The following is a 12177-nucleotide window of genomic DNA, read 5'->3' as shown; positions in this document are numbered from 1 at the left end:
TAACAGATAAGTTTGGAAATGTGGGAACTCATACTTTTAGAAAACTCTTATTTGACCGAATTCATGGTTATTTAAAAAGTTGGGCGAATCGTCTCGGGAATCGGAGAGGAAAGTCCCGGAGGAGAATAACTTTTTTTAGTGAGTTTGGAAACAAGAGCTTTTTTAAAAGTATTAAAATTATATTCAACTTTTAGAATGTGAATTTCATCTTCCAATCCGAAAGGAATAAAATCTATGATTTCGTCTTCGGTCATTCCGGTAATCAGAGAAACGTCCTGAAGGATTCTACCCAGCTTACGAACGTCTCTTTCTTCTAGAGGAATTAGATTTAGGATTTTAAGTTCAAGTTCGCTCAGTTCTAACATAATCATTTTTTGCGAATCATCAGAATCGTCATATCGTCCTGAATTTTTCCACCCGTATGTTTTAGAATTTCGGTGAAAAGTGCGTCAGCAATTTTAGTAAGATTGTTTTTCGAAATCTCATCTAAAAATTGAAATAAACTTTCACCAAAATACAGATTTCCATTATTTTTTTGTTCGTAGAGCCCGTCTGTAAAGCAAAATACTATATCTCCTGATTCCAATCGAAACTTACTTTTGCCCTCAACGTTTTTTAGAGTGGAATTCATAGTGACTGATATGAACTTTCCGTCTGTTTCTATGATTTTGTTTTTTCCCGTCTTTTTTTGATGGACCACAAAACTAGGATGAAGACCCGAATGTTCCAAGTTTCCTTCCTGATCTATCTTGATCAAAAGAAAAGTTGCATATAGATTTGGATTAATCTTAGGATTTTGTTCCGTTCTTTTTAGAAGATCCTCGTTGATTTGTTCTATAACTTCGTAAGGACTTAAATCGTGTCTAGCGAGTAAGGACATATTTTGAAAAATCATCATACTGAAAATCCCAGCGAGATAACCGTGTCCCACGGAGTCTCCTATACCGATCCAATAATTTCCTTGAAGATCCGTTAAAAAATTATAAAAGTCCCCTCCGATTGGATTGTAAGTGAGAGTTCTTCCATAGATTTCGTAGTTTTGGTCATCTAGAGGTAAGGGAAACAGATAACTCTGCATCCTGTCATCGCCCTTACGATAACGTTTTCTCATTTTTGAACGTATTTCTTCTTCCGGAAGAATTTTTTTTGTGAGAAAGAATATAAAAGAAATATAATTTATTAAATAAATAAAACCGATTATACTTATATAGAGTAGAATTTTTTCTTTTTCCGAAAACGAAGAGTTTTGTAGAAATGCAATCGGAGCGAAAAAACAGACCAAATTTATAATAGGTGGAATCCAGCCCACTCTTTGGAAGTAGCTTTTGATGTAATCTCTCAAATTCATGGTTGATAAAAATAGGCGTGAAACTGAAATTCTTTCTTAAGAAAATTTTTTCTCGAGATTTGAAAATATCGATCTTCCAAATATGGTTCGTGGATTCCGTCTAACAATCCGTATTTTTTTTCCTGATAACCAGATTCATACAATAATGGGACGAGGGTTTTTGTAGAAGGATCGTGGTGGTACAACAATTTATGATCAAACGGAAGATATTCGATTTGGAACGTTTCGCTATTTCCCTGAAAAAAAACTTCTCCCTTTTCGTATGTCTCTAATAAAACCCAGTTTCCTGAAACAGAGTATTTGCCTCTTCCACTTACGATATGAGTTGTATATTCGTTTTTATCTTTCACTTCCCGTTTCATGGATTTTTCAAACGTTAAACTTTCGGGATTCAATAGAATTTTTTCCTGAACTACGTTTTTGTAAAAGAGAGTATTGATGTGAGATCTTTCCGGTCGATTTCGTACAAACGTTCCTCCGGGGATTTTTTCCGGATTCGTTTCTAAAATGGAATTAGGAGGAAGGGCTCGAATCCATGAAGTAGAACATTCGAGAAGAATCAAAAAAATAAAAGGAACAAATTTAAATTCAATGTTGTTTTTTGAACTCAACGTCTCACTCCCTGAACTCAACAACACTGCGTAGTGTTAGGTCGTTCGCATTGGTTATATTGAATTCGCGTAATTTTAAATTCGAAAGAAGAGATTTTCTTTTACGATTCAAATAAACCTCCCTTCAAATTTTTATCCTTTTTTTAACAAAGGGTTTTAAAATTGAAAATAAATAAATTCCCCGCCGCCGTCTCCAAATACTCCTAAGAGTAAAAGTAGAATGACACTTAAGACAGGAATTAAGACTCTAGAACGTTTTTCTATTTTTTCCATCGATTTAGAAAAATACTGAAGAGAGTTAAAGCCTATGGTGAGTAGTATGAATAGTAAAAGTTCTTCCCAACGAGGAAGGATTTTTCCAGAAAAAAGATTTTGAAAACCTTTCATCAAATCAAATAAAAAAGAAACTGAATTTTTTCCGGCAGAACCCGCTCTAAAAAACAGACCTGAAATTAAGAATAGGTTTAGAGTGATTGTGTTTCTTAAAAAACGAATCGTCTTTGACGGAATTATATTTGTGTTTTGTGTTTGTTTTGGTTCTAAGATTCTTTCTATGGCAAGTACAAAACCTAAATAAGCTCCCCAAAGAACAAACGCAATATTGGCTCCGTGCCAAAGACCACCCAAACACATCGTAAGAAACATATTCCACTGAGACCTAAATTCTCCTTTTCTACTTCCACCAAGAGGAATGTAGATATAATCTCTGAGCCAGGAGGAAAGCGTTATGTGCCATCTCCCCCAAAATTCTCGAAACGAAGTAGATAAAAAAGGTCCTTTAAAATTTTCAGGGATTTCGTATCCAAGTAAGAATGCACAACCTCTGGCCATATCTGTGTAACCTGAAAAATCACAATAAACCTGGCAGGTAAAACCGAGCGCTCCGATATAAACAGAAGCAGAATGATATTGGTCAGGTTCCAAATAAAGAGGGGAAATGATTCCGGCGATAGAATCCGCTAAAACAGACTTTTTAAATAACCCGAAGATTAATAGAAAAATCCCTTGTTTCATTCTGTGTATATCGATTTCAGGATAGTTGAGTTTTGGTAGAAAGTCGGTCGATCTCATGATCGGTCCTGCGATCAGCTGAGGAAAAAAAAGAATAAATAGAAAGTAATCCAGAGAGCCGATTTTTTCCGGAACCAAACCTCTATGAATATCAACTTGAAGCGCAATCAGTTGGAAAGTATAAAAACTAATTGCAAGAGGTAAAAGAATTTCTACGGAAGTGCCTAACCTTTGCCAAAGTTCCATGCCGGTAAATGCACTTAGGGAATCCATTAGGAAATAATAATATTTGAAAAATGCCAGGTTGATCGTATTGAGTATGATCGCCCATTTCAGAAGACCTTTTGTGGATTCTCCTTTTTTTTTCTTTTCCCAGAGTTTAACGGAAAGATAATAGTTGATTCCGATTACCAGAAGAAAATGAATTAAAAACGTTATGTGGGAATAGCCGTAAAATACGATAGAAGAAACGAGTAGGACCTTTTTTTTTGTTGGTACGTCTACGTTCCAATAGATCAAATACGTAATCAGAAATAAAAATAGAAAGGGGAGAGAATTAAATAACATTGATATTACTAGATTCTAAATTTCTAATGGTTGGCCTAGTAAGACCAAAGATATAAAAAACGAACTTGTCTATTCGTTCCTAAAATTTTAGAAATAGTGGAATCCGGTTTAAGTTCAGTGGATTGTATTTGGTAAAAGTTTGTTCTTTGCTCGGTGTTACGAGAATAATAAATGATTCTAGGATTTGTATTTCCGGAAGTTTTTTTGTAATTTGAAAGTGCCATCGTCTCTTGCACCGCGTTATCAAAGTAACCTATTTTGTCGATTAAGCCGTGTTGAAGTGCTTGGGATGCTGTGAAAATTCTTCCGTCTGCAATTTTACGAAGTTCCGACGGATTTTTTCCGGGTCTTCCTTTTTTGACAATATCGAAGAATTTTTCAAAAAGATCGTCTACTATGGATTGAAGTAATTTTCTTTGTTCCGGGGAAAGTTCTTCCAATGGAGAACCAATCGTTTTATTTCCGCCGGAACGAATCGACTGGTCTTTAACACCTAGTTTATCTAAACCTTCTTTGACGTTGATTCCAGAAAGAATTACGCCGATAGAACCGGTCACGGAAGTAGGGTGAGCAATTAAAAGATCGGTAGCCATAGAAATGTAATAGGCTCCGCTGGCCGCGGTATCCATAAAAAGAGAAACTACAGGAATTTTCTTTTTGGCTTTAAACTGAAGAATTTCTCTGTAAATGATGTCGCTTGCGGTAACGGAACCTCCCGGAGAATTGATTTTCAAAATGATTGCTTTGATTTCCGGATCTAGTTCTGCGAGTTCCAGTTGTTTTTTGACTTCGACTAAGATAGAATCTTCTTGGCCTCCGAAAAAGTTTTTTTCACCTTCGTCACTAATCACTCCATCTATAGGTATGATTAAAATTTTATCTTCGTTTTGACCGGAAATCAGTTTCTCCCTTAGTTCCGCTGTTTTGGAGGGAAGTAGTCCACTTAAGTTCGTGTTGATTGGGATATAACAATTAGAAAAAAAAAGGTTTAGAAAAAAAATTTGTGTCCAAATTAGAATCGAGTGCTTCAAAAGAAATTCTCCTGTGGAATCGTCAGTTTCCCCGAATCAAATAAGTTTTCAATTCCTTTCCAGTTCTTAAATTTTGTGTACAGAGGAGCCGTTTCTACAAAATGAATGGAAAGGATTTTGAATTTCTGAAAAGTTTGCCGATGTGTTTGAGATTTTTAGCGATTGTTCTCGGTTAAAATTTACGGATCACGGTGAACAAATTCTTTCTTGGATTTGGAAACATCCCTTAAGTGGAAGAGAATTGGAAATCATTTCCGGTTATAATATAAGTGAACCTTTTTTTTCTTCCGGTTCTTATTTGATGTATCCGTGGGTCAATCGACATACGGATGATCGAATTCGTCTGGGAGAAGAATGGATTTCATTATCTTCCATCATAAACAAAGATAAAAACGGTTATCCTATCCACGGACTTGGTTTTGCTTGGAAGCGAAAAGTTCTTCAAAAGACGGAAGATTCTATTCAGTTTGAACTTTCTCCGGAAAAAGAATTATTGAATTCTTCTTTGGGAAATGTAATCGTTCGAGAAACGTATTCTCTTAGAAGAATTTTCAACGAAGAAATCCTGACTCTCGAAACCGATTTTTTAAACCATAATTCGTATCCGTTTCGATTTTGTTATGGGTATCATCCCTATTTTAGAATCCAATCGGACAAACAACCTTGTATTCTTCGTTCTAATCTTTCGAAACAGATTCCTTTAAAAGAAGACCTGACACCTATATATCCAATTTATGCAAGAGAAACGGATCGATTTAGATTAGAAAAAATTCCGATTTTAGATTCTTTATTTTTTGGAAAAGACGCTTGGGTTCTTTTACAGATTCCAGATGATTCTTATGAAGTTCGGATTCGATCTAATTTGTCGAATAAAAATGATATACAACTTTCGTATTTTCAGATTTATACGGACTTTTCTAAAAATAGAATTGCGATAGAACCAATGAGCGCTCCAGGAAATGCGGTTGTAAATGGCTTTTCCTTAACTACCATCCTTCCTGAAGAAAAAAAGAGCGGAAGTTTTCAAATTGTTGTGAAATGCATTTAACGCAAACTCCATGTAAGAAAGCTAAAAGTAGTAGTTCCTACATGGATCGGAATGAGTTGTAAAATTCAAATTTGTGGGAACTCCCACAAAAGAAACCTTTTTACTTGTAAAAAGTATAATTTTATGATAAAGAAAAGCCTCTCGACCAAGTTCTTGCAGAATTCTTTTTCGAATTTTTAGTCGTGACCAATAACAATTGAATTAGAAAACTCTAGATTGTAATCAAAGCGAGAAAATCACCGTGTATTTAGAGGTTTCTAATTCGGTTGGAACTTATGTTCGCATTCTTCTTGACAGAAAGAGGTCGATTTTCAGTCTAAACAAACAGGAAACCAAATACAAATGAGTAAACCCTTAATCGTTCAGAGCGACAGAACCATGCTTTTAGAGGTAGATAATCCGGAATTTGAAGCCTGTCAAAGTGTAGTTTCCAAATTTGCCGAATTGGAAAAAAGCCCCGAATACCTTCACACATATAGAATTTCTCCGCTTTCCCTTTGGAACGCCGCATCGATCAAGATGTCTGCAGATGAAATTGTAGAATGTTTGGAAAAATTTTCCAGATATTCCGTTCCTAAAAACATAGTCAACGAAATCCGAGAACAGATCAGCCGGTACGGAAAGGTAAAGCTCGTTAAAGAAGAATCCGGGGAACTCGCAATTCTATCCAATGAAAAAGGATTTTTGCAAGAAATCGGAAATCATAGAGCTGTTCAACCGTTTATAGAATCTACTTTCCCAGATAAGATTTATATCAAAAAGGAATATCGTGGTCATATCAAACAGGCTTTGATCAAGATCGGTTTTCCAGTTGAAGACCTGGCCGGTTATGACGAAGGAAATAAATACGGATTTAACCTAAGACCTACAAGCATTAGTGGTAAAAAATTTGGAATGCGGGATTATCAAAGGGCCTGTGTGGAAGTATTTCACGCTGGGGGAGGGAACGAAGGTGGTTCCGGAGTTGTAGTACTTCCCTGTGGTGCTGGAAAAACCATCGTAGGAATCGGAGTGATGCAAATTGTAGGCGCTGAAACTTTGATTTTAGTTACAAACACACTTTCCATCCGTCAATGGAGAAATGAAATTCTAGATAAAACGGACATTCCTCCTGAAGATATAGGAGAATATTCTGGCGAAGTCAAAGAAATTCGTCCAATTACAATCGCGACTTATAATATTCTAACGCACCGAAAGAAAAAAGGCGGAGATTTTACACATTTTCATTTATTCGGAGCCAATAATTGGGGGTTAATCGTCTATGACGAGGTACATTTACTTCCTGCTCCTGTGTTTAGAATGACTTCCGAACTTCAGGCAAAAAGAAGACTCGGTCTGACTGCAACGCTTGTGAGAGAGGACGGTTTAGAAGAAGACGTATTCTCTCTGATTGGACCTAAAAAATACGACGTTCCTTGGAAGGAGCTGGAAAGTAAGTCTTGGATTGCAGAGGCAAAATGTAAAGAAATTCGAGTTAGTATGGAAGACGATCTTCGTCTGAAATATTCCATTGCGGACGATAGAGAAAAGTTCAGGCTGGCTTCTGAAAATCCGGAAAAGATGAAGGCGATCGATCTCATCATGAAAAAACATTCAGAGTCTCATTTGCTCGTAATTGGACAGTATATCAATCAATTAGAAGAAATATCAAAGAAATTTAATATTCCTTTGATTACCGGTAAAACTCCTCTTCCGGAAAGACAGACGTTGTATGACGCGTTCCGTTCCGGTAAAATCAAATCTCTCGTAGTGAGTAAGGTAGCGAACTTTTCAATCGACTTGCCGGATGCAAATATTGCGATCCAAGTTTCAGGCACTTTCGGTTCTAGACAAGAAGAGGCGCAGAGATTGGGTCGTATTTTAAGACCGAAAGGTCACGATAACACTGCCGTATTTTATTCTCTCATATCTAGAGATACAAACGAAGAACGTTTCGGACAAAATCGCCAGTTGTTTCTTACCGAACAAGGATATGAATACGAGATCTATACCTTGGATCAATTCAGAGAGGCTCAAGAAGAATTGGCTCAACTACAATTGAATAATGTCTAATTCTTTCCATGTGATTGAAAAAACGGATCAAAATAAAAAAAGAGGAATAGCATGGATCTCAGCGCAAAAAGGCTGAACGTCATTGAACCTTCTCCCACTCTCGTGATTACCGCTAAGGCGAACGAGTTGAAAAAAAAGGGAGAAGATATTGTCAGTTTCGGAGCTGGTGAACCGGATTTTGAAACTCCATCCCATATTAGAGATGCCGCAAAAAATGCGATCGATAAGGGAATGACTCGTTATACGGCTGTTTCCGGAACGGTTGAACTGAAAGAGGCAATCGTTCACAAGTTCAAAAGAGACAATGGACTTGATTACGATAAAAGTCAAGTGATCGTTGGAACCGGCGGTAAACAAGTTATTTACAATTACTTTCTAGCGACCTTAAATGCGGGAGACGAAGTTATCATTCCCGCTCCGTATTGGGTGAGTTATGCGGATATTGTTCGTTTGGCGGAAGGTGTTCCTGTGATTGTTAACACTACTCCGGAGGCGAACTTTCAAATGACTCCGGAACAATTGAAAAAGGTAATTACTCCTAAGACAAAATGTTTGATCTTAAATTCTCCCTCCAATCCTACTGGGGCGGGATATTCTAAAAAAGATCTAGAGGCTTTGGGAGAGATCGTACTTTCTACCGGAATTCAAGTTATGAGCGATGATATTTACGAAAAGATAGTCTATGACGGATTCGTTTTTTCCAATCTTGCTATGTTGTCTCCGGAACTAAAAAAACAAACTTTTGTAGTCAATGGGGTTTCTAAAACTTATTCCATGACCGGTTGGAGAATCGGTTACGGAGCGGGCGATTTGAATATCGTTAAGAACATGGAAACGATCCAAAGTCAGTCCACCTCGAATCCTTCTTCGATTTCCCAAGCGGCGGCACAAGCCGCAATTGCAGGAGATCAGTCCTGTGTAGAAGAGATGAGAAAAGCGTTTCAAACCAGAAGAGATCTTATCGTTTCCCTTTTGAATGCGATTCCAGGTGTAAAATGTAATAATCCCCAAGGAGCCTTTTACGTATTTCCGTATTTGACGGATGTTTACAAAACTACTGGTTTTATAAAACTAAAACAAGGATCTTCTGAAACCTCTCTCAGTAAAATTTTCTGTAGTGTTTTATTAGAAAAATATAAAGTAGCCGCGGTTCCAGGAATTGCTTTTGGAGAAGACCAGGCCCTTCGACTTTCCTACGCAATGGGAGAAAAAGACATCCGACGAGGGGTGGAAAGAATTGCGGAAATGATAAGGGATTTGAACTAGTAAACGATGAGACGGATCGTTTTGATCCTAATCTTTTTTACGTCTTTTCCATGTCTTTGGGGAGGAGATCGATTGGTTCTAAAACCGAATTCTCCTCTTTATTTATTTCCCGATAAAAAATCTGAAATTTTACGTCGTCTTAGTTTTGGTGAAATTGTTCAGAGTAAAAACGAAAGACAAAACGATCGTAAATTTCGTTTCGTATCCGATTCTTCCGGTCTGAGTGGTTGGGTAGAAACTCAGTTTCTTTTCGATTTGGAAGAAAGAGGCGCTTATAAAGTAATCTTACGTTCTATCGATAAAATGTTATATTCTACAAATACTGGATTGAACGAACTAGAATCCGTTTTTCAATATTTAAGTTCCGTGGAGGAAAATAAAAATTATCATGGGGACGAATATATTTATCTAAAAATCAGAAGAATTGTGGTTTTGGTTAGAATATTAGAAATTTTGCAAGAACCAGAAAACAAACGTAAGGAATCTAAATTAACGGATTATATTTCCAAAAATTCGGGAGAAATTATTCCGGGCAAACCCGTCAAAATCAATCCGGAAGTGTTTTGGAAAATAGGGGAAGACTTTAGAGACAGGGGGCCTGGGGACTTTGCGGCTTTTTTAGGGGTAAAACATACTCCGGAAATCAATTGTAAAAGAGACGTTTTTTGTTTTTTGAACGAAGAAAAAAAAAGAAGAATTCGTTATCTTCAACTACATCCAAACGGTAATTATGCGAATGTTTTTGCGAATCAGATTTCCAAAAAATTAGAAACTTTAACAAAAGATTCAGAAACGATTCAGTGTGGAAAAGACGAATCCAGAAAAGAAATTTACGAATCTTTTAGAAAGGATCTGCAATTTCTTCCTTATAGATACGGTAAAAAATATCATAATTTTCTAAAGATAATCCACAAAGAATGTCTACAGTAGATTTAAGTTTTCGTAAAATTGATTTTCAAAAGGGTAAATTTTTTTCTCCCATTTGTGGACCGATTATTATTTTGCACGGTCTTTTTGGGTCTTCCAAAAATTGGTTGAATGTAGGAGATTTTTTAAGTCAGTATACCGACGTTTATCTTTTGGATCTCAGAAATCACGGAGATTCTCCCCATTCCAGTGAACATTCTATTTCTTCTATGGTGGAAGATATGGAAGTATGGATCACAAAACAAAAACTAGAAAAACCGGTAGTTTTGGGACATTCCATGGGCGGACTTGTTTCCATGGGATTTGCATTAAAAAATCCGAATATTCTATCTTTCTTATTTATAGAGGATATAGCTCCTAAAAATTATCCGTTTCATTATGAACGTGAACTTTTATGTCTTAGGACGGACGTTTCCAGTTTTAGATCCAGACAGGAAATTGATTCGGCGTTAACAAAAATTCTTCCGAATGCCTTTATTCGAAATTTTTTAGAGATGAACTTAGAACGTCTCGAGAACGGAGGTTATCGTTGGAAACTCAATGTGGAAGGAATCGCGAATTCTCCGAGGTTATTCCAGGACTTTTTTGATAATTATACAAATCATCCATATATGGGAAAAACGTATTTTATTACGGGAGGAGCTTCGGAATACTTTCATAAAGAAGATATTGAGATCGCTCTAAATTTTTTTCCAAATTCTAAATTTTATTTAATTCCTGGCGGTGATCATTATATCCATTTTACAAAAGCACCTGAGTTTAAAAGAATTTTGGAATCTATTTTTGAGAAGTTAGACGATTCTGAATTTGCAGTAAACTAAATCCGAGTAACAAGCATGTTACGATTCCGAATGGAACCAAAAGAGTAAAACTGAAACCGGTCCATTTACCGAAGATCAACGTTAAAATCGGGGTTAGTCCTATCGCCAAAGACGCAAAAGAATCTTTTAATTTTTGCATATAATAAAAACTTTGTATTCTTCCGCTTAAAAAAATTGAAATGATCGGGCCGACGGTATAAGAAGAAATGGATAATCCTAATTCCACAAGGCCCTTTTTTCCAGTTGTTAAAAATAGGGGAAGTAAGGAACTTAAGAGAAGAATCATCCCCCAGAATAAACTTAAAGTGTTAGAACCGAATTGTTCTATTTTTAAATCTACTTTAGTAGTCAAAGAAAGGGAATTGATAGAACTAGATAACGTAGACATAGCCGAAGCCAAAATAGCGGCTAACAAAAATCCTGTGATCGGCGAAGGTACTTCCTCTAAAATGAATTTGGAAAAAACCTTATCTTTGGGAATGGAGGAATCTTTATAATAAAAATATAATAGAATTCCAATACTTAAAAATAATAAGAATTGAAAAAATACAAAAATTCCCGAAGAAATCATCGCCTTTTTGGCGTCCGATTCTGATCTACACGCGAGTATTCTTTGAACGAACATCTGATCTACTCCGTGAGTTCCTAAGGTCAAAAGAATTCCTCCTAAAATAGCAGTGGGGAAAAAATAAGCGGAAGAAAAATCAGTCCATTCGAAAATTTGAAACTTATTTGTTTGATTTGCATTTTCGATTAGATAAGAAACGTCGAATCCATTTTCAAGAAGTATCGAACCTAAATAAAAAAACGCAAAAATTCCTCCCGCGACATAGATTAAAAATTGAATCGAATCAACCCAAACCACGGAACGAAATCCTCCCTGGACTGTGTAAAGAATTGTGATTCCAGAAATGAGTAAAAGACTTAAAATTTCTATGTGTAGATTCGTGGTTTTCAAAAGAGAAAACTGTTTTAAGAAAACTTCAAGTAGAATTGCAACCGGAATTGCGGATGCATACATTCTCACTCCGTCTCCTAAAATGCGAGTGAGTTTGAATAAAAATGTGACCGTCTTTTGAGAAATTTTTCCGTAGTGGTTTCCCACCCATTCGTAAACGGAAATAAAACCGGATTTGTAATACATAGGAATAAAAAGTTTGGCTACGATGATTCTCCCTAAAACGAACCCTAGACCAAGACTGAGAAAGGTAAAATTACTTGAATAACTAAGTCCAGGAATGCTCAAAAAAGTGAGAGTAGACGTTTCAGTTGCAACGATTGAAAAACTCAAAGCAATCCAAGAAATTTCTTTTCCTGCAAGAAAGTAAGAAGAGGAATTCTTATCTTTTTTTCTAGAAGTGAACCATCCCGAAAAAAGAACCAAACCAACGTAGAAAAATAAAACGATTAGATCTAAAAATGAAAAGTGCATAATCAGGCAGAATTCATTTTCAGAAGACCCAGAAAACTCTTTTTCTTTGGATTGTAGTCTTTA

General features: G+C 36.2%; 11 protein-coding genes. 5 read left to right on the top strand and 6 right to left on the bottom strand.

Features of this window, described 5'->3' with window-relative positions:
• Positions 1 to 71: 71 nt before the first annotated feature.
• From LEP1GSC049_RS221020 to sppA, 5 genes are all read right to left on the bottom strand, one after another.
• Positions 72 to 365: a hypothetical protein gene (locus tag LEP1GSC049_RS221020; protein WP_004752739.1), complete on the bottom strand. Its 294-nt coding sequence runs from the start codon at positions 363 to 365 to the stop codon at positions 72 to 74.
• A gap of 2 nt (positions 366 to 367) precedes the next feature.
• Positions 368 to 1348, bottom strand: coding sequence for a PP2C family protein-serine/threonine phosphatase (locus LEP1GSC049_RS221025; protein WP_004770687.1), 981 nt, complete (start codon positions 1346 to 1348; stop codon positions 368 to 370).
• Positions 1345 to 1959, bottom strand: a complete 615-nt coding sequence (locus LEP1GSC049_RS221030) for a hypothetical protein (protein WP_004751767.1) — start codon at positions 1957 to 1959, stop codon at positions 1345 to 1347. The genes LEP1GSC049_RS221025 and LEP1GSC049_RS221030 overlap by 4 nt, the downstream gene beginning before the upstream one ends.
• A 156-nt stretch (positions 1960 to 2115) precedes the next feature.
• Positions 2116 to 3537: an MBOAT family O-acyltransferase gene (locus LEP1GSC049_RS221035; RefSeq protein WP_004752190.1), complete on the bottom strand. Its 1422-nt coding sequence runs from the start codon at positions 3535 to 3537 to the stop codon at positions 2116 to 2118.
• A 35-nt stretch (positions 3538 to 3572) separates the two neighbouring features.
• Positions 3573 to 4568 (bottom strand): signal peptide peptidase SppA, encoded by a 996-nt coding sequence (sppA, locus tag LEP1GSC049_RS221040; RefSeq protein ID WP_004752198.1) that lies wholly within the window; start codon positions 4566 to 4568, stop codon positions 3573 to 3575.
• Between the two features lie 142 nt (positions 4569 to 4710).
• Between sppA and LEP1GSC049_RS221045 the strand changes: the two genes are divergently transcribed.
• The 5 genes from LEP1GSC049_RS221045 to LEP1GSC049_RS221065 all read left to right on the top strand — a co-directional run bounded on the left by LEP1GSC049_RS221045 (position 4711) and on the right by LEP1GSC049_RS221065 (position 10682).
• Complete coding sequence (locus LEP1GSC049_RS221045) at positions 4711 to 5616, top strand: aldose epimerase family protein (RefSeq protein ID WP_004752635.1); 906 nt, start codon at positions 4711 to 4713, stop codon at positions 5614 to 5616.
• A gap of 342 nt (positions 5617 to 5958) precedes the next feature.
• Positions 5959 to 7668, top strand: a complete 1710-nt coding sequence (locus tag LEP1GSC049_RS221050; protein WP_004752549.1) for a DNA repair helicase XPB — start codon at positions 5959 to 5961, stop codon at positions 7666 to 7668.
• 51 nt (positions 7669 to 7719) lie between these two features.
• Entirely contained in the window at positions 7720 to 8934 is a 1215-nt protein-coding gene (locus tag LEP1GSC049_RS221055; protein WP_004758920.1) for a pyridoxal phosphate-dependent aminotransferase, read from the top strand.
• Between the two features lie 6 nt (positions 8935 to 8940).
• The gene (locus LEP1GSC049_RS221060; protein WP_004758855.1) at positions 8941 to 9864 is read left to right on the top strand and encodes a hypothetical protein; all 924 of its coding nucleotides are present in this window, start codon (positions 8941 to 8943) and stop codon (positions 9862 to 9864) included.
• Positions 9852 to 10682, top strand: coding sequence for an alpha/beta fold hydrolase (locus LEP1GSC049_RS221065; protein ID WP_016560405.1), 831 nt, complete (start codon positions 9852 to 9854; stop codon positions 10680 to 10682). The genes LEP1GSC049_RS221060 and LEP1GSC049_RS221065 overlap by 13 nt, the downstream gene beginning before the upstream one ends.
• Here LEP1GSC049_RS221065 and LEP1GSC049_RS221070 read toward each other — a convergent pair.
• Positions 10639 to 12114: a sodium:solute symporter gene (locus LEP1GSC049_RS221070; RefSeq protein WP_004752123.1), complete on the bottom strand. Its 1476-nt coding sequence runs from the start codon at positions 12112 to 12114 to the stop codon at positions 10639 to 10641. The two genes, LEP1GSC049_RS221065 and LEP1GSC049_RS221070, sit on opposite strands and share 44 nt — an antisense overlap.
• Positions 12115 to 12177 lie beyond the last annotated feature (63 nt).

The sequence above is a fragment of the Leptospira kirschneri serovar Cynopteri str. 3522 CT genome (assembly GCF_000243695.2).
In the GTDB taxonomy this organism is placed as follows: Bacteria; Spirochaetota; Leptospiria; order Leptospirales; family Leptospiraceae; genus Leptospira; species Leptospira kirschneri.
Note: the sequence above shows the minus strand (reverse complement) of the source record. Positions and strands in the feature narration are given on the sequence as shown.

Bases quoted from the DNA above. Each gene is read 5' to 3' on its own strand.
- LEP1GSC049_RS221070 (WP_004752123.1), bottom strand. From the start codon at position 12,114: ATGCACTTTTCATTTTTAGATCTAATCGTTTTATTTTTCTACGTTGGT.
- LEP1GSC049_RS221050 (WP_004752549.1), top strand. From the start codon at position 5,959: ATGAGTAAACCCTTAATCGTTCAGAGCGACAGAACCATGCTTTTAGAG.
- LEP1GSC049_RS221060 (WP_004758855.1), top strand. From the start codon at position 8,941: ATGAGACGGATCGTTTTGATCCTAATCTTTTTTACGTCTTTTCCATGT.
- LEP1GSC049_RS221055 (WP_004758920.1), top strand. From the start codon at position 7,720: ATGGATCTCAGCGCAAAAAGGCTGAACGTCATTGAACCTTCTCCCACT.
- LEP1GSC049_RS221065 (WP_016560405.1), top strand. From the start codon at position 9,852: ATGTCTACAGTAGATTTAAGTTTTCGTAAAATTGATTTTCAAAAGGGT.
- LEP1GSC049_RS221020 (WP_004752739.1), bottom strand. From the start codon at position 365: ATGTTAGAACTGAGCGAACTTGAACTTAAAATCCTAAATCTAATTCCT.
- LEP1GSC049_RS221025 (WP_004770687.1), bottom strand. From the start codon at position 1,348: ATGAATTTGAGAGATTACATCAAAAGCTACTTCCAAAGAGTGGGCTGG.
- LEP1GSC049_RS221035 (WP_004752190.1), bottom strand. From the start codon at position 3,537: ATGTTATTTAATTCTCTCCCCTTTCTATTTTTATTTCTGATTACGTAT.